This window comes from Rhizobium sp. WYCCWR 11152 (assembly GCF_013087615.1).
GTDB lineage: Bacteria > Pseudomonadota > Alphaproteobacteria > Rhizobiales > Rhizobiaceae > Rhizobium > Rhizobium indicum.
Window position 1 is genome coordinate 148065 of the sequence record NZ_JABFCP010000003.1, and the last position, 17505, is coordinate 165569.

Sequence of the window (17505 nt, forward strand, 5' to 3'; positions counted from 1 at the left end):
GCATGCGCGACCGAGAAGCAGCCGGGTATTGAAAGTTACCCCAAATGACCCTCAACGGATGGCTTCAGATCCTGCTTTACTGCGGGATCGTCCTCGTACTCGTCAAACCGCTCGGCGGTTACATGACGCGTGTCTTCAACGGCGAGCGCACTTTCCTGTCACCGGTCCTCGTTCCGATCGAACGGGGGCTTTACCGCCTTGCCGGCACCAGCGATGGCGAGGAGCAGCATTGGACCTCCTATGCCTTCGCCATGCTGATGTTCAGCCTGCTCGGCGTCATCGTGCTTTACGCGCTGCAACGTCTGCAGGCCGGCCTTCCCTATAATCCAGCCGGCATGGCCGCCGTCCCGCCCGAGCTTTCCTTCAACACCGCCGTCAGCTTCGTCAGCAACACCAACTGGCAGAATTACGGCGGCGAAAGCACAATGTCCTATCTGACCCAGATGGCCGGCTTCACGGTTCAGAACTTCGTCTCTGCGGCGACCGGCATCGCCATCGCGCTCGCCTTCATCCGCGCCTTCTCGCGCGCGTCGGGCAAGGCCGTCGGCAATTTCTGGGTCGATATGACCAGGGCGACCTTCTATGTGCTGCTGCCGATCTGCATCGTGCTGACACTGGTCTACGTCTATCTCGGCGTGCCGCAGACGCTTGGCCCCTACGTCAATGCGACCACGCTCGAAGGCGCGCAGCAGACCATCGCCGTCGGGCCTGTTGCATCGCAGCTCGCGATCAAGATGCTCGGCACCAATGGCGGCGGCTTCTTCAACGCCAATTCCGCCCATCCGTTCGAAAACCCCGATGCGATCTCCAACCTCATCCAGATGGTCTCGATCTTCGCAATCGGTGCGGCCCTCACCAATGTTTTCGGCCGCATGGTCGGCAATCAGCGCCAGGGCTGGGCGATCCTTGCCACGATGGGCATCCTGTTCACCGTCGGTGTCGGTGTCACCTATTGGGCAGAAGCCGCCGGCAACCCGCTGATGCATGCCTTTGGTCTTGGCGGCGGCAATATGGAAGGCAAGGAAGTCCGCTTCGGCGTCGCCCTATCCTCACTCTTTGCGGTCATCACCACGGCGGCCTCGTGCGGAGCGGTCAATGCGATGCACGGCAGCTTCACCGCACTCGGCGGCCTCGTTCCGCTGATCAACATGCAGCTCGGCGAAGTCATCGTCGGCGGTGTCGGCGCGGGTTTCTACGGCATCCTGCTGTTCATCATCGTCGCCGTCTTCGTCGCCGGCCTGATGGTCGGCCGCACGCCGGAATATCTCGGCAAGAAGATCGAGGCGAAGGAAATGAAGATGGCCGTTCTCGCCATCCTCTGCCTGCCGCTCGCCATGTTGGTCTTCACCGCGATCGCCACGGTGCTGCCTTCCGCCGTCGCCTCTATCGGCACTGCCGGCCCGCACGGCTTCTCCGAAATCCTCTACGCCTATACCTCGGCTGCGGCCAACAACGGCTCGGCTTTCGGCGGCCTGACGGGCAATACGCCCTGGTACAACGTGACACTCGGCATCGGCATGCTCGCCGGGCGCTTCCTGGTCATCATCCCGGCCCTTGCCATCGCCGGCTCGCTGATCGCCAAGAAGACAGTTCCGGCCTCGGCCGGCACCTTCCCGACGGACGGTCCGCTCTTCGTCGGCCTGCTTGTCGGCACGATCCTGATCGTCGGCGGCCTGACCTTCTTCCCGGCCTTGGCGCTCGGCCCCGTCGTCGAGCACCTGGTCATGATCGCCGGCCAGACCTTCTGAGGTGATGTCATGATCCTCCGTCACAGGCTTCGCAACGCCTTCCACCCTCGTTCCGGTGCGCCGGGACGAGGGAATGGCCCGAGACCCCAAGCCTCCGACATCATCCTGGTGATGATGGCAGGCCTCCTCGTCATCGCCGCCATCTTCAAAGTCTTACAGGGCTGACCGGCTGCCGGTTCGCCATCCTCGTTTCAAAGCTGGAGTCTCTTATGAGCCAGGCAAAATCCGCGAGCGTCATGGATTCTCGCATCCTCATTCCGGCCGTGGGGGCCGCTTTCAAGAAGCTCAACCCCCGCGCGCTTGCCAGAAACCCGGTCATGTTCGTCGTGGCCACGGTCTCGGTGCTGACCACCGTTCTCTTCCTACGCGATCTGGTGGCGGGCAACGGCAATCTCGGCTTCTCGTTCCAGATCAATCTCTGGCTCTGGTTCACCGTGCTGTTTGCCAATTTCGCCGAAGCCGTCGCCGAAGGCCGCGGCAAGGCGCAGGCCGATTCGCTGCGCAAGGCGCGCACCGAAACCCAGGCCAAGCTGCTCACCGCCAATAACGGCAGCGGCTACCGCATGGTGCCGGGCACCAGCCTCAAGGTCGGTGATCTCGTGCTCGTCGAGGCCGGCGATATCATCCCGTCGGACGGTGAAGTCATCGAAGGTGTGGCCTCCGTCAATGAAGCGGCGATAACAGGCGAATCCGCCCCTGTTATCCGCGAATCCGGCGGCGATCGCTCGGCCGTGACCGGCGGCACGCAGGTGCTTTCCGACTGGATCCGCGTGCGCATCACCGCCGCTGCCGGCTCGACCTTCCTCGACCGGATGATTGCGCTCGTCGAAGGTGCAGAGCGCCAGAAGACGCCGAACGAGATCGCGCTCAACATCCTGCTTGCCGGCATGACGCTGATCTTCGTGCTTGCGACGGCGACGATCCCGAGCTTTGCCATCTATGCCGGCGGTTCGATCCCGATCATCGTGCTCGTCGCCCTCTTCGTCACTCTGATCCCGACGACGATCGGCGCGCTGCTCTCAGCAATCGGCATCGCCGGCATGGACCGCCTCGTCCGCTTCAACGTGCTCGCCATGTCCGGCCGCGCGGTCGAAGCCGCCGGCGACGTCGACACGCTGCTGCTCGACAAGACGGGCACGATCACGCTCGGCAATCGCCAGGCGACGACATTCCGCCCGGTTCGCGGCGTGTCCGAACAGGATCTCGCCGACGCCGCTCAGCTCGCCTCGCTTGCCGACGAAACGCCGGAAGGCCGCTCCATCGTCGTACTTGCCAAGGAGAAATATGCGATCCGCGGCCGCGACATGGCAAGCCTCAAGGCGACCTTCGTGCCCTTCACCGCCCAGACCCGCATGAGTGGCGTCGATCTCGAAGGCGCCTCGATCCGCAAGGGCGCGGTCGATGCCGTGCTGGCCTATGTCAACGGCGACCCATCCTCTAAAAACGGCAGCGAGGTCGTGCGCGAACTGCAGTCGATCGCCGACGAGGTCGCCAAGGCTGGCGGTACGCCGCTCGCCGTTGCCCGCGACGGCAAGCTGCTCGGCGTCATCCAGCTGAAGGACATCGTCAAGGGCGGCATCCGCGAGCGCTTCACCGAGCTTCGCCGGATGGGCATCCGCACCGTGATGATCACAGGCGACAACCCGCTGACGGCAGCCGCCATCGCCGCAGAGGCCGGCGTCGACGACTTCCTCGCCCAGGCAACGCCGGAGATGAAGCTGGCGCTGATGCGCGAGGAACAGTCGAAGGGCAAGCTCGTCGCCATGTGCGGCGACGGCACCAACGACGCGCCCGCACTTGCCCAGGCCGATGTCGGCGTTGCCATGAACACCGGCACGGTCGCTGCCCGCGAGGCCGGCAACATGGTCGATCTCGATAGCGATCCGACGAAGCTCATCGAGATCGTCGAGATCGGCAAGCAGCTCCTGATGACTCGCGGCGCGCTGACGACCTTCTCGATCGCCAACGACATCGCCAAGTATTTCGCCATCATCCCGGCGATGTTCCTGACCTTCTACCCGCAGCTCGGCGTGCTCAACATCATGGGGCTTTCGACGCCGCAAAGCGCCATCCTGTCGGCGATCATCTTCAACGCGCTGATCATAATCGCGCTGATCCCGCTGTCGCTGAAGGGTGTGCGCTACCGTCCGACCGGCGCCGGCGCGCTACTGTCGCGCAACCTGCTGATCTACGGCGTCGGCGGCATCATCGTCCCCTTCATCGGCATCAAAGCGATCGACATGGCTGTCGCAGCCCTCGGTCTCGCCTGAACACTCCAAGGAGTAAGAACAATGTTGAAAGAACTTCGTCCGGCGATCGTCATGATCGTCGCCACCACCGCCATCACCGGCCTTCTCTATCCGCTCGCCATGACGGGTGCTGCTCAGGCCCTCTTCCCGACCCAGGCGAACGGCAGCCTGATCGAAAAGAACGGCCAGGTGATCGGCTCGACGCTGGTCGGCCAGGCCTTTACCAGCGACAAATATTTCCACGGCCGTCCCTCGGCCGCCGGCGACGGCTACAATGCCGCCGCCTCTAGCGGCTCCAACCTCGGCCCGACCAGCCAGAAGCTGATCGACCGGGTCAAGGGCGACTATGAGGCCGCCAAGGCGGCAAACCCGAACGCGGAGGTGCCCGCCGACCTCGTCACCGCTTCGGGCAGCGGCCTCGATCCCCACATCTCGCCGGAGGCCGCCTATTTCCAGGTGGCGCGCGTCGCCAAGGCGCGAAGCCTGGATGAGGCCAAGGTCAAGGCTCTGGTCGACGGCGCCGTTCAAGACCGCGAGCTCGGCATTCTCGGCGAACCTACAGTCAATGTTCTGGCGTTGAACCAGACCCTTGATGCTTCTATGACTGAGTAAAAGTGTGGTCGCGGCTTCTGTTTCGCTAGGGCGAGTTCGGCGAGAAAGCCAACCCTGCTCTCCGTCATCCTCGGCCTTGTGCCGAGGATCCATGCCACGGCCGTCGAAGGATGCGGTGTGGATGCTCGGGTCAAGCCCGAGCATGACGGAGAGAGGGAAGGCGGAAGAAGCCATTCACGACACAAACGCCATGTCAGGAATACCATCCGCCAGCCAAACCAAACTGACTTGACGAGGAACTGGGCAGACATAGCGCCCGTCCTCGGCAGCCATCTGCAGAAAGACCATACGCATGCCAGACGACAACCGCGATCAGGCCGGCAGGCCATCGCCCGATGCGCTTCTCGAAAAAGCCCGGGCTGAAACGCGCGGCCGTCTGAAGATCTTTCTGGGTGCCGCCCCCGGCGTCGGCAAGACCTACGAGATGCTCGTCTCCGGCCGTGCCAAGATCGCCGACGGTCTCGATGTCATCATCGGCGTCGTCGAGACTCATGGCCGCAAGGAAACCGAAGCGCTCCTCACCGGCTTCGAGATCATCCCTCGTGTCGAAATCAGCTACAAGGGCCGGGCGCTTGAAGAAATGGACCTCGACGGCATCCTTGCCCGCCGGCCTGATCTCGTGCTGGTCGACGAACTCGCCCATACCAATGCCGAGGGCAGCCGCCATCCGAAGCGCTATCTCGACGTCAAGGAATTGCTCGATCGCGGCATCGATGTCTATACGACGCTGAACATCCAGCATGTCGAAAGCCTGAACGACGTCGTCTCGCAGATCACCCGCATCCGTGTGCGCGAGACGGTACCGGACTCGATCATCGACCTTGCCGATGACGTCGAGATCATAGACCTGACGCCGGATGATCTGATCAAGCGCCTGCATGACGGCAAGGTCTACATGCCGCGCACCGCCGAGCGGGCGCTGACCAACTACTTCACGCCGGGCAACCTGACGGCGCTCAGAGAACTTGCGCTGCGCAAGACCGCCCAGCGCGTCGACGACCAGTTGCTCACGCATATGCAGGCTCATGCCATATCAGGCCCCTGGGCGGCGGGCGAACGCGTTCTCGTCTCGGTCGATCACCATCCGCGCTCCGCCTCGCTGGTGCGTTATGCCGCCCGCATGGCCTCGCGGCTGCGCGCACCCTGGGCTGCCGTCTATATCGAGACCAACCGCTCGATCAATCTGACCGAAGCCGAGCGCGATATCGTCGCCGCCACGCTGCGCCTTGCCGAGCAGCTCGGCGGCGAGGCGATCACCATCCCCGGCCGGGAAGTCGCCGAAGAGCTCGTCCGTCACGCCACCGCCAACAATGTCACCCATATCGTCATCGGCGCCCCGAAGAAGCCGACATGGCGCGACTGGTGGAGCCGCTCGATCACTGACGAGCTGATCCGCAAGACCGGCGAGATCAGCGTCCATGTCATTTCCGGCAGCGAGAAGGACGGCACCACCGCACGCGGCGTCCGGGCGGCTGCCACCGCGCCGCCACTGGATTTCAGGGCCTATCTTCTGGCGACCGGTTATGTCGCCATCGCGCTCGGCGTCGGCGTCGTGCTCGATCAGGTGCTCGACGTGCGCAACCTCGCCCTCGTCTTCCTGATGGCGGTACTGACCTCCGCCGTCCTCCACGGCCTGCGGCCGGCCCTTTACAGCTGCATCCTCAGCGCGCTGTCCTTCAACTTCTTCTTCCTGCCGCCGCGCTACACGCTGACGATCAGCGATCCGGAAAGCGTGCTCGCGCTCTTCTTTTTCCTGGGCGTGGCCATCATCGCCAGCAACCTGACCGCGACCGTGCAGCGCCAGGCCGCCGCCGCCCGCCAGCGGGCGCGGACGACGGAAGATCTCTATCTCTTCTCGAAAAAGCTCGCCGGTACCGGCACGCTCGACGACGTGCTTTGGGCGACCGCCTTCCAGCTCGCCTCGATGCTGAAGGTCCGCGTCGTGCTGCTGCTGCCGGAAGAGGGCAGCATCGCCGTCAAGGCCGGTTATCCGCCTGATGATACGCTCGACGATGCCGATATCGCCGCCGCCCGCTGGGCCTGGGAGCACAATCACGCCGCCGGCCGCGGCGCCGATACCCTGCCCGGCGCCAAACGCCTCTATGTGCCGCTCCGAACCGGGCGCACCGCCGTCGGCGTCATCGGCCTCGACAGCGACCGGCGCGACGGACCGCTGCTGACGCCAGAGCAACAGCGGCTGCTCGATGCGCTCGCCGACCAGGCGGCCCTTGCCATCGAACGCATCCAGCTCGTCGCCGATGTCGACCGGGCAAGACTTGCGGCCGAAGCGGACCGGTTGCGCTCGGCCCTGCTGACATCGATTTCGCACGACCTGAAGACCCCGCTTGCCGCCATCCTCGGCGCCGCCGGCACGCTACGCGATTATTTCGCCTCGATGCCGGAGGAGGATCGCAGCGACCTGCTGTCGACCGTCGTCGACGAATCCGAACGCCTCAACCGCTTCATCGCCAACCTGCTCGACATGACCAAGATCGAATCCGGCGCGATGGAGCCGAACCATGCGCTGCACTATGCCGGCGACATCGTCGGCAGCGCGCTGCGCCGAGCCGCAAAGATCCTCGACGGGCACAAGACAGAGATGAGCATTCCCGCCGACCTGCCGATGGTGCGCGTCGATCCTGTTCTCTTCGAGCAGGTGATCTTCAACCTGCTCGACAATGCCGCGAAATACGCGCCCGAGGGATCGGTGATCCAAATCGGGGGCTGGGCCGATGCCGACAGCGTCGTCGTGCAGATTTCGGACGAAGGCCCGGGCATTCCGCCGGCCGATCTCACCCGCGTCTTCGACACCTTCTACCGCGTGCGCAAGGGCGATCAGGTGCGCGCCGGCACGGGGCTTGGCCTTTCCATCTGCCGCGGCTTCATCGAGGCGATGGGCGGCACGATTACCGCCGGCAACCGGACGGGCCGTCCCGGCGCCGTCTTCACCATCCGCCTGCCGAAACCCACCGACATTCCGAAACTGGATGAACTCAGATGACCGGTTCAGCCGTCAAAATCCTTGTCGTCGACGACGAGCCTCCGATCCGCAAGCTGCTCCGCGTCGGCCTGACCGCGCAGGGCTACGAGGTGCAGGAAGCGCCGAACGCCAGCGCTGCCCGTCAGTCGGTCGTCGACGACATGCCCGACCTCATCGTGCTCGACCTCGGCCTGCCCGACAAATCAGGCCACGACCTGCTGCAGGAGTGGCGCGACGAAGGGCTTTCCATGCCGGTCGTCATTCTCTCCAGCCGCACCGACGAGGCCGGTATCGTCAAGGCGCTGGAAAGCGGCGCCGACGATTACGTCACCAAGCCTTTCGGCATCAACGAGCTCGGCGCCCGCATCCGCGTGGCGTTGCGCCACCGCCTGCAGCAGCAGGGGGAAAAGGCGATCTTCCAGACCGGCGGGCTGTCGATCGATCTCGTCAAGCGCATCGTCAAGGTCGACGGCGCGGAAATAAAGCTGTCGCCGAAGGAATACGACATCCTGCGCGTGCTCGCCCAGCATGCCGGCAAGGTGCTGACACACCAGTTTCTTCTAAAGCAGATATGGGGGCCGGCGGCTGATGTGCAGTATCTGCGCGTTTATGTCCGGCAGCTGCGGCAAAAAATCGAGCAGATTCCGGACCAGCCGCACTATATCACCACGGAGACCGGCGTCGGCTACCGGCTCAGGGAACCGGACTGACGTCCCTTCCCTCCTGCTGCCCGAACAGTATCGAGCCCGAACAGCATCGAGAATGACATGAACCTTCCCAACATCATCCGCCCGGAACACACCTTCATCGGCGTGTCGGTGCAGACCAAATGGCGCGCGCTGCAGACCATAGCCGACAAGGCCGCCAAGGCTTTCTCGGTCGACGGCCAGACCATCCTGAAGGCGCTGGAAGCGCGTGAGAAGCTCGGCTCGACGGGGATCGGCAACGGCATCGCCATCCCGCATGCGGCGATCGACGGCATGACCAGCCCGCGCGGCCTGCTCCTCCGCTTCGCCCAGCCGCTGGATTTCGAGGCGATCGACGATATCCCGACCGACATCGCCTTCGTGCTGCTCTTCGGGGAAAACAATCGCGGCGAATATCTGAACGTGCTTTCCGCCATCGCCAGGCGGCTGCAGTCGGACGGCGCGCTTGTCGCCATGCGCAAGGCAAGAACGGTCGACGAATTCTATTCCGATTTCATCGCCGATTCACGGGTGTGAGTCCAAATTGAATAGCGGGAGCATGATGTCGCCTGAAAACCGCTCACACGTTTCGGCATCATAAAAAAGGCGCGGCCCGAAGGCCGCGCCCGCTCGTCTGCAATCAGACATGTTAGAGCGGTTCAGCTTAACGCTGAACCGCTCTAATCCTTTGATTTTACGCAAGTCCGGACGGAAAACCGTTTCGCACTTTTCCTGGAATTGCTTTAGAAATCGCGCTGGAAGCGCAGGAAGCCGAACACTTCGTCGTCGCCTTCGTCCTCATCGTGATATTGCACGCTGAGCTTCGAACGCAGGTCTTCGACGATCTGGTAGTCGATGGTGACACCGGTCGTGTAGGCGCTGCCGCCGGTGAAGCCGTTGCCGTCAGCCTCGAGAGCGATGTTCTCGAAGTACTGGAAGCCCGGGGTGACCGACCACTTGTCGTTGACCTTCAAGGCATATTCTGCTGCGATCGTCCATTCGGACTCTTCGTAGTAGTAGTTGGCACCGCTTGCCCATACGCCGGCAATGCCGAGCGTGCCCGGGCCGATGTCGGCATAGACGATACCGCGGACAGCGACTTCGCTGGTGTCGGTGTCATAGCCGGCAAGCAGGTAAGCGCTGATGGCGCCGGCCTTGTAGGAGACCTGGCCTGCGACACCGAAGTTGTTCGGGCCTTCGCCCGGCTTGGTGGCGTAGTCTTCTTCGAGTTCGTCGACCGAAATGCCGGCCGCGAAAGCGCCGTTCTCGTACTGATAACGGATCGAGTTGTGGGTCGTCTCGTTGCTGGCGAGCGTATCGGTCTCGCCGCTCATGTCGTCATCCCACCAGCTGTACAGTTTACCGGCGCGGAAACCGGCAATGTCGAGATAGCCTTCATCGAGCAAAGCTTCCTGATCGGAGGCATTGTCGACATTGTAACGCAGCGTGATGACGCCGGTGAGCGTACCGTACTCGGTGTCGTTCTTAGTCTGGAAGGTGACCTGACCGCGAGTCCAGAAGTTTACGTCGGAATCGCCGGAGATCTGCTCACCGAAGCGCACTTCGGTACGGATGTAACCGCCGATCGAAAGGCATGTTTCCGTCCCCGGAATATAAAAATAGCCGGTACCGTAGGCGTCGCAAACGCGAACATATTCCACGGGCTCGGGTTCCGCCGCCACGATGGCGTCGGCTGCGCGGGCTCCGGAGGCCGCGGCAAGGGCGGCAACGGAGGCAAAAAGGATAGTTCTGATATTCATTTTAAATGGCCCTTAACAGGTTTGGAATGCGAGGCGCACTTCAAGGGTTGCCCCCGCGTAGCAGTCGGCGAATACGACCGCACGGGAGCCATATAGGAATCCGCAAGTGTCATCGCGGCAAAATCTTGGCAAAAATCTGCATCACCATGTCGTTTTCGTGGAGGAACTGTGGCCGAAAAAACACGGGTTCGTGGCAGGCAGCGCCCGGCGCCCAATTGGCCGCGGCCAACTTCGGCACGTCCATTTCCAAATTGCCCCTTAAATGGAATGGCATTCTAACAGCCATGCCGGAACCGGAAGAACCTTTGTTTCATTATACGACCGAGTTGATAGAGTTAAGACAGAAAACAGGAGGGTTCCCCATGCAGACACAACGGCTCACCCGGCTCCTCGCGGCGGCGGTCATGGCAGGCAGCTTCGCGATCGGAAGCATTGCTCCGGCATTCGCAGATCAGACGCTTCTTAACGTTTCCTACGATCCGACCCGCGAATTGTATAAGGATTTCAATGCCGCCTTTGCCGCCAAGTGGCAGAAGGACAACGGTGAAACCGTGACGATCCAGGCTTCGCATGGCGGTTCCGGCGCCCAGGCCCGCTCGGTCATCGACGGCCTCGACGCCGATGTCGTGACACTTGCCCTCGAAGGCGATATCGACGCCATCGCCAAGGCGACCGGCAAGATCCCGGCCGACTGGAAGACCAAGTTCCCCAACAATTCGACGCCCTATACGTCGACGATCGTCTTCCTCGTCCGCAAGGGCAACCCGAAGGGCATCAAGGATTGGGGCGACCTGGTCAAGGACGACGTGCAGGTTATCACCCCGAACCCGAAGACATCGGGCGGCGCCCGCTGGAACTTCCTGGCCGCCTGGGCATGGGCCAAGCAGGCGAATGGCGGCGATGAAGCCAAGGCGCAGGAATACGTTGCGAAACTGCTGCAGCATGTTCCGGTTCTCGACACCGGTGCTCGCGGCGCCACGACCACCTTCGTCCAGCGCGGCCTCGGCGACGTGCTGCTCGCCTGGGAAAACGAAGCCTATCTTTCGCTCGAAGAACTCGGTCCCGACCAGTTCGAGATCGTGACGCCGGCCTTCTCCATCCGCGCCGACCCGCCGGTTGCTATCGTCGACGGCAATGTCGACAAGAAGGGTACGCGCAAGGTTGCCGAAGCCTATCTCAACTACCTCTATTCGGACGAAGGCCAGAAGATTGCTGCCAAGCACTACTATCGGCCGACCAAGCCGGAAGCCGCCGATCCGGCCGACATCGCCCGCTTCCCGAAGCTGACGCTCGCGACCATCGACGACTTCGGCGGCTGGAAGGACGCACAGCCGAAATTCTTCGGCGACGGCGGCGTATTTGACCAAATCTACAAGCCGGCCCAATAATAGACTTCATGAAAGCACATAGCCCCACGCGGTGGCGGTTCAAACGGCCGAGCGTCATTCCGGGTTTCGGAATGGCGCTCGGCTTTACCTTGACCTGGCTCACCCTTCTGATTCTCATCCCGCTCTCGGGCCTTGCCGTCCGGTCGAGCGCACTCGGCTGGGAGAAATTCTGGTCGATCGCGCTCGATCCGCGCACGCTGAACGCGCTGCGCATCAGCTTCGGCAGCGCCTTCATCGCCGCGATCGTCAATGCCGTCTTCGGTATCATTCTCGCCTGGGTCCTGGTGCGTTACCGCTTCCCCGGCAAGCGCATCATCGATGCCATGGTCGACCTGCCTTTCGCGCTGCCGACCGCCGTTGCCGGCATCGCACTGACGACGCTCTATGCGCCGAACGGCTGGATCGGCCAGTTCCTGACGCCGCTCGGCATCAAGATCGCCTTCACGCCTGCCGGCATCGTCGTGGCGCTGATCTTCGTTGGCCTGCCCTTCGTGGTGCGCACCGTGCAGCCGGTCATGGAGGAGATCGACAAGGAAGTGGAGGAGGCCGCGGCAACGCTCGGCGCCAACCGCTTCCAGACGATTTTCCGCGTGTTGCTGCCGGGGCTGGCGCCTGCCGTGCTCACCGGCTTCGCGCTCGCCTTTGCCCGCGGCGTCGGCGAATACGGCTCGGTCATCTTCATCGCCGGCAACCTGCCGTTCAAATCGGAGATCGCGCCGCTGCTGATCATCATCAAACTCGAAGAGTATAATTATGCGGCAGCGACCGGCATTGCGGCGATCATGCTGATCATCTCGTTCGGCATGCTGCTGGTCATCAATCTCATCCAGAGCTGGAGCAGACGGAGGTACGGCTATGGCGCTTGATGCGACCGCTCAACCAACAAAGCTGCGTTCGGTGACCACCGAAAACAGGATCGCGCGCTTCAGCCTGATTATCCTCTCGCTCGTCTTCCTGTTGCTGATCCTGCTTCTGCCGCTCGCAGCCGTCTTCGTCGAGGCTTTCCGCAAGGGGGCCGGCCCGTTCTTCCAGGCGCTCGCAGACGCCGAGACCTTCTCGGCGATCCGCCTGACATTGATCGTTGCCGGCGTCAGCGTGCCTCTCAACCTCGTCTTCGGGGTCGCGGCTGCCTGGGCGATCGCCAAGTTCGAGTTCAAGGGCAAGGCTTTCCTAACGACGCTGATCGACTTGCCGTTCTCGGTCTCGCCCGTCATATCGGGCCTGGTCTTCGTTCTGCTGTTCGGCGCCAATACCTGGCTCGGCCAGTGGTTCAGCGCTCACGACATCAAGATCCTGTTTGCCGTGCCGGGGTTGATCCTCGCCACCATGTTCGTCACCTTCCCCTTCGTCGCCCGCGAGCTGATCCCGCTGATGCAGGAACAGGGAACGGCCGACGAGGAGGCAGCCCTTTCGCTCGGCGCCAGCGGCTGGCAGACCTTCTGGCACGTGACGCTGCCGAATATCAAATGGGGCCTGCTCTACGGCGTGCTTCTCTGCAACGCCCGCGCCATGGGCGAATTCGGCGCCGTCTCGGTGGTATCAGGCCACATCCGCGGCCAGACGAACACCATGCCGCTGCAGGTGGAAATTCTCTATAACGAGTATAATTTCACCGGCGCTTTTGCGGTCGCCACGCTTTTGGCCTTGCTCGCGCTCGTAACTCTTGTTTTGAAGACGCTGCTGGAAATGCGCTATAGCGCCGAAATCGCCGCCAGCCGGCGGCACTGAAGGATTTGGAATGGAAGTACGCGTTCAAAACATTCGCAAGGAATTCGATCGTTTTCCGGCGCTGCACGATGTCTCGCTGGACATCCGCTCCGGCGAGCTGATCGCACTGCTCGGCCCTTCGGGTTCCGGCAAGACGACATTGCTGCGGCTGATCGCCGGCCTCGAAAGCCCGACGGAGGGGCTGATCTTCTTCAGCGACGAGGATGCCTCGAAGAAATCAGTGCAGCAGCGCAACATCGGCTTCGTCTTCCAGCACTATGCTCTTTTCCGCTACATGACGGTGCTCGAAAACGTCTCCTTTGGCCTGAAGGTCAGAAACAGTGCGCGGCGACCGCCGAAGGCCGATATCCGCAGGCGGGCGCTGGAACTGCTCGACCTCGTCCAACTTTCCGGTCTCGAAAAACGCTACCCAGCCCAGCTTTCCGGCGGCCAGCGCCAGCGTGTGGCGCTCGCCCGCGCCATGGCCGTCGAGCCGAACGTGCTGCTGCTCGACGAACCCTTCGGCGCGCTCGACGCCCAGGTGCGCAAGGACCTGCGCAAATGGCTGCGCGATATCCACGATCGCACCGGACATACCACAGTCTTCGTCACCCACGACCAGGATGAGGCGCTGGAGCTTGCCGACCGCGTCGTCGTCATGAGCCAGGGCGCGATCGAACAAGTGGGCACGCCGGACCAGGTTTACGACAATCCGAATTCTCCCTTCGTCTTCGGCTTCATCGGCCAGTCGAACTGCCTGCAGGTCGAGATATCAGACGGCGACATTCGCTTCGAAGGCCGCTCGCTCGGCCTTAATGCCGAAGGCGAGCCGGATGGCACGGCGCAGCTCTATTTCCGCCCGCATGACGTCAGGCTCTGCGAATCAGCTGAAAACTGTATCGCCGGCCAGCCGGTCTCCAGCCGCCGCGTCGCCGGCACCCGCCATATCGAATTGGATATCGGCAACGATCGCCCGCATATCGAGATCGAATTGCCGCCGAGCGAGGCCGACAGGCTCGACCGCAACCGGGTAGCCTTCAAGCCGACCCGCTGGAAACTGTTCCGCGGCTGATGGAGATTGGTGACGCTGTAACACCTTGAATTCTTGCATAATTTTATCCCTAAATCGATTCCGATTTAGGGAATTATGCAGGAGGCCATCGCCGGAATCGTATTTGGCGAGAGTCCCTTAAGGTTTTTGTTATCTAAGGTTGTTTGTATTTCAGTCATATGACGAGTAAAACGTTCTCGCTTAATCATTAAGGGCTGGACTAATCCCATAGGAGGCACCTGGCGTTGAGGGCGGAGATTTCCTTTGGAAAATCCCTGATCGGGATTTTGTTCGTAGGACTGGCAGCTGCAAGCTGCACAACGACATCGAAACCGGCGGCAACGGCGGCGAACACCAAGACGAAGCAGGGCCAAGCGGCGAAAGTCACGTTCAATTATACGGCCAAAGACCGCGAGTGCCTGCAGCGCGCCATGTATTTCGAATCGCTGCATTCGGACGAGGACGGCTACATGGCTGTCGGGACCGTTGTCATGAACAGGCTCACCTCCGGTGCCTATCCCACATCGATCTGCGGCGTGGTGGCCCAGAAAAGGCAGTTCGCGCCCGGCGTGATGACGCGTGAAGTCAAGCCGCAGGCAGAAACCGAGCTTGCCAGCGCGGCCGATGCAATCCTTGTTAAAGGCGCACGCCATCCTGCGGTGAAGGACGCGATGTTCTTCCACACCGATGGGCTGAAATTCCCCTACGACAACATGCACTATGTGACGGTTGCCGGCGGCAACGCCTTCTACGAGAAGCGCGACTCCAACGGCATGCTTCAAACGCCGCCGCCGCTGCCCTCCTACGAGGTGGCGATGAACTATGTGCCCGGCGAAAGCATGCTGCCACCGCAATTCGAGGCATTGATACCCTCGGCGGTTCCCGTTCCTCTGCCGGCTCCGGACCCCATGGCTACGGCGAGCACGGGGCAGATGCGGATCACTGCGCCGGTGACCGCGCCGGAAACATTGCCGGTAACATCGGTCGAGCCCGAGCCGGGAATGCCCATCGCGATCCCTATTCCACGCCCCGCCTATGACAGCGTGATGCTGCGTGAAAGCCTTCCGGCGAACGGCGGTTAAACCGCCCTTCCGGTTTGAGAGTTAGGTCGAAGCGCGTTTTTGTTTCCGCGCAATTCCGGACGCAAAACCGCTGGGCACTTTTGCTGGAATTGGTTTAGGCGCGCTCTTCCCAGACTTTCGCCAGTTCCACGATCGTCTTCACGGCCTTTTCCATATCCTGGCGGCTCACCCATTCGAGCGGCGAGTGGAAAGCATGGCCGCCGGCGAAAATGTTCGGGCACGGCAGTCCCATGAAGGAAAGGCGCGAGCCATCCGTGCCGCCGCGGATGCTGCCGCGCACCGGCGTCATGCCGGCCCGGCGCACCGCTTCGATCGCGTTCTCGACGATCTCCGGGTGGCGATCGAGCACCACCTTCATGTTGCGATACTGCTCCTTCACCTGAAAATGATAGGTGGAGCCGGGATAGGCAGCCATCACGTCCTTGACGATGGCTTCGAGCATCGCTTCCTTTTCCGTCAGCCCCTTGTCGGTGAAATCACGGATGATGAAGCTCAGCGACGCCTTCTCCATCGAACCGGTGACGCCGATCGGATGGATGAAGCCCTGCTGGCCTTCCGTGGTCTCGGGGGCAGCATCCCTCGGCAGCCGGTCGATGATGGCGCTGGCGATCTTGATGGCGTTTTCCATGCGGTCCTTGGCGAAACCGGGATGGATTGCCACACCTGATATGCTGATCTCGACGCCGTCGGCCGAGAAGGTCTCATCCTCGATATGGCCGGCCGTCTCGCCGTCCATCGTATAGGCGAAGTCGGCACCGAGTTTCTTCAGGTCGACCTTGTTGACGCCGCGCCCGACTTCCTCGTCGGGCGTGAACAGGATCTTGATCGTCCCGTGCCTGATATCTGGATTGCCGACGAGCATCGCAGCCGCGGTCATGATTTCGGCCAGTCCGGCCTTGTCGTCGGCGCCGAGCAATGTCGTTCCATCGGTCGTGACGATATCGTTGCCGATCTGGTTTTGCAGTTCGGGATGGTCACTGACGCGGATCACCCGGCCCGTGTCGCCGGCAAGCTTGATATCCCCGCCGGCATAATTCCTGACGATCTGCGGCTCGACATCGGTGCCGCTGAAATCGGGCGCCGTATCCATGTGCGAGCAGAAACAGATGACCGGCACCGTCTTGTCGCTATTGGCCGGAATGGTCGCGTAGACATAGCCGTGTTCATCGAGATGCGCGTCCGCCAGACCGATCTTCAGCAGTTCATCGACCAGAACCCGGCCGAGATCCTTCTGCTTGCCCGTGGTCGGCTGCGTCGAGGAGGCAGGGTCGGATTGCGTGTCGATAACGACATAACGGAGAAAGCGGTCGAGAACAGTGTCGGTCATGGCATCCAATCCAGCAAGATCACACGGACGATATAGCCCTCACGGGCGATGCGGCAAAAGATTTTTCCGCTCGCAGCACGTGAGGAATGACCGTTCAATCCATTTCATGCGCCCCTGGATACCGGAACCGATACCACATGCGAAACCAGCCTGCCGTCACTGACCTCATGCACGAGGAAGGATGGAGCGTCGATCACCGGAAGATCGGCCCGGCCTTCCAGCAGAAGCGGATTGGGCGGGCAGAGGGAGCCGCACGTCTGGACAGGGATCGTCCCCAACCGACCAAATGCGGGTCGGTGAACATGGCCGCAGAGAATCGCCAGCGGCAGGCTGTGCGTCGTCTCCAAGGTGCTGAGAAGCGCACTGCCGTTCCTGCATCCGACCTGGTCCAGCACCTCGATGCCGATCCTGAATGGCGGCTGATGCATGAACAGAAGAGCAGGCGTCGTCACGTCGGCAAGCGCGCTTATCAGCCATGGCAGATGCGGCAGGACGTCACCGTAGCTCTGACCGGCGACGGTCACATCGACACCGAGCAGGGTCAGCCCATCGACGGCTGCCCGGAAATGCATCGGTCCGGTCGCACTGATCCATGGGGTGACGGCGGCAAGTTCGGAGCGCATCAATTGCAGATCATCACCGTTGCCCGGCAACAGGTGGACAGGGCAGTCCAGCGACCGCAGGCTTTCGGCGACCAGGCGATAGCCGTGCCGCCATCCGTCGTCCACCAGATCTCCGGTGACAACAAGCGCATCCGGGCGGAACGTCCTCAGCCAGCCTATCGCCCGCTCCAGCGTCTGGAGCGACGAAAGGTCCGGCCTCACATGGATATCGGATATCTGCGCAACGAGCATGTTCTGCCTCCCCGCCCCTGCCGCAGACAGTATGCCAAAATCGACAGCAACGGGCCACCGG

Annotated in this window: 14 protein-coding genes; 11 read left to right on the forward strand and 3 right to left on the reverse strand. The window is 62.2% G+C overall.

What is annotated here, in order from left to right; genetic code table 11:
- The first annotated feature begins 44 nt into the window (after positions 1 to 44).
- The 6 genes from kdpA (at position 45) to G9X67_RS03205 (ending at position 8812) form a co-directional block, all read left to right on the forward strand.
- Complete coding sequence (kdpA, locus tag G9X67_RS03180) at positions 45 to 1748, forward strand: potassium-transporting ATPase subunit KdpA (protein ID WP_171598037.1); 1704 nt, start codon at positions 45 to 47, stop codon at positions 1746 to 1748.
- A gap of 209 nt (positions 1749 to 1957) precedes the next feature.
- A complete protein-coding gene (kdpB, locus tag G9X67_RS03185; RefSeq protein WP_171598038.1) occupies positions 1958 to 4018 on the forward strand; it encodes a potassium-transporting ATPase subunit KdpB in 2061 nt (686 codons plus the stop codon).
- Between the two features lie 21 nt (positions 4019 to 4039).
- Positions 4040 to 4609, forward strand: a complete 570-nt coding sequence (gene kdpC / locus G9X67_RS03190; protein ID WP_171598039.1) for a potassium-transporting ATPase subunit KdpC — start codon at positions 4040 to 4042, stop codon at positions 4607 to 4609.
- A gap of 292 nt (positions 4610 to 4901) precedes the next feature.
- Positions 4902 to 7610, forward strand: a complete 2709-nt coding sequence (locus G9X67_RS03195) for a sensor histidine kinase KdpD (protein WP_171598040.1) — start codon at positions 4902 to 4904, stop codon at positions 7608 to 7610.
- Entirely contained in the window at positions 7607 to 8299 is a 693-nt protein-coding gene (locus G9X67_RS03200) for a response regulator transcription factor (RefSeq protein ID WP_171598041.1), read from the forward strand. Before G9X67_RS03195 ends, G9X67_RS03200 begins: the two co-directional genes overlap by 4 nt.
- Before the next feature lie 57 nt (positions 8300 to 8356).
- Complete coding sequence (locus G9X67_RS03205) at positions 8357 to 8812, forward strand: PTS sugar transporter subunit IIA (RefSeq protein ID WP_171598042.1); 456 nt, start codon at positions 8357 to 8359, stop codon at positions 8810 to 8812.
- 206 nt (positions 8813 to 9018) lie between these two features.
- Here the strand turns inward: G9X67_RS03205 and G9X67_RS03210 are convergent, their stop codons facing one another.
- Complete coding sequence (locus tag G9X67_RS03210; protein ID WP_029874803.1) at positions 9019 to 10035, reverse strand: porin; 1017 nt, start codon at positions 10033 to 10035, stop codon at positions 9019 to 9021.
- Between the two features lie 362 nt (positions 10036 to 10397).
- On the opposite strand from G9X67_RS03210, the gene G9X67_RS03215 reads away from it, so the two are divergent.
- From G9X67_RS03215 to G9X67_RS03235, 5 genes are all read left to right on the forward strand, one after another.
- Positions 10398 to 11423, forward strand: coding sequence for a sulfate ABC transporter substrate-binding protein (locus tag G9X67_RS03215; protein WP_138331334.1), 1026 nt, complete (start codon positions 10398 to 10400; stop codon positions 11421 to 11423).
- Between the two features lie 8 nt (positions 11424 to 11431).
- Positions 11432 to 12289 (forward strand): sulfate ABC transporter permease subunit CysT, encoded by an 858-nt coding sequence (gene cysT, locus G9X67_RS03220; protein WP_138331333.1) that lies wholly within the window; start codon positions 11432 to 11434, stop codon positions 12287 to 12289.
- Positions 12279 to 13151: a sulfate ABC transporter permease subunit CysW gene (gene cysW / locus G9X67_RS03225; RefSeq protein ID WP_113547670.1), complete on the forward strand. Its 873-nt coding sequence runs from the start codon at positions 12279 to 12281 to the stop codon at positions 13149 to 13151. The genes cysT and cysW overlap by 11 nt, the downstream gene beginning before the upstream one ends.
- 10 nt (positions 13152 to 13161) lie before the next feature.
- Positions 13162 to 14202 carry a sulfate/molybdate ABC transporter ATP-binding protein gene (locus G9X67_RS03230; RefSeq protein WP_171598043.1) on the forward strand — a complete coding sequence of 347 codons (1041 nt, stop codon included), beginning with the start codon at positions 13162 to 13164 and terminating at the stop codon, positions 14200 to 14202.
- A gap of 224 nt (positions 14203 to 14426) precedes the next feature.
- On the forward strand, positions 14427 to 15263 hold the full coding sequence (locus tag G9X67_RS03235; RefSeq protein ID WP_171598044.1) for a cell wall hydrolase: 837 nt from the start codon (positions 14427 to 14429) through the stop codon (positions 15261 to 15263).
- Positions 15264 to 15357: 94 nt separating this feature from the next.
- Here G9X67_RS03235 and pepT read toward each other — a convergent pair whose 3' ends face one another.
- Together pepT and G9X67_RS03245 are read right to left on the reverse strand one after the other, a co-directional pair.
- Positions 15358 to 16590 (reverse strand): peptidase T, encoded by a 1233-nt coding sequence (pepT, locus tag G9X67_RS03240; RefSeq protein ID WP_171598045.1) that lies wholly within the window; start codon positions 16588 to 16590, stop codon positions 15358 to 15360.
- A 104-nt stretch (positions 16591 to 16694) separates the two neighbouring features.
- Entirely contained in the window at positions 16695 to 17444 is a 750-nt protein-coding gene (locus G9X67_RS03245) for a metallophosphoesterase (RefSeq protein WP_171598046.1), read from the reverse strand.
- Positions 17445 to 17505 lie beyond the last annotated feature (61 nt).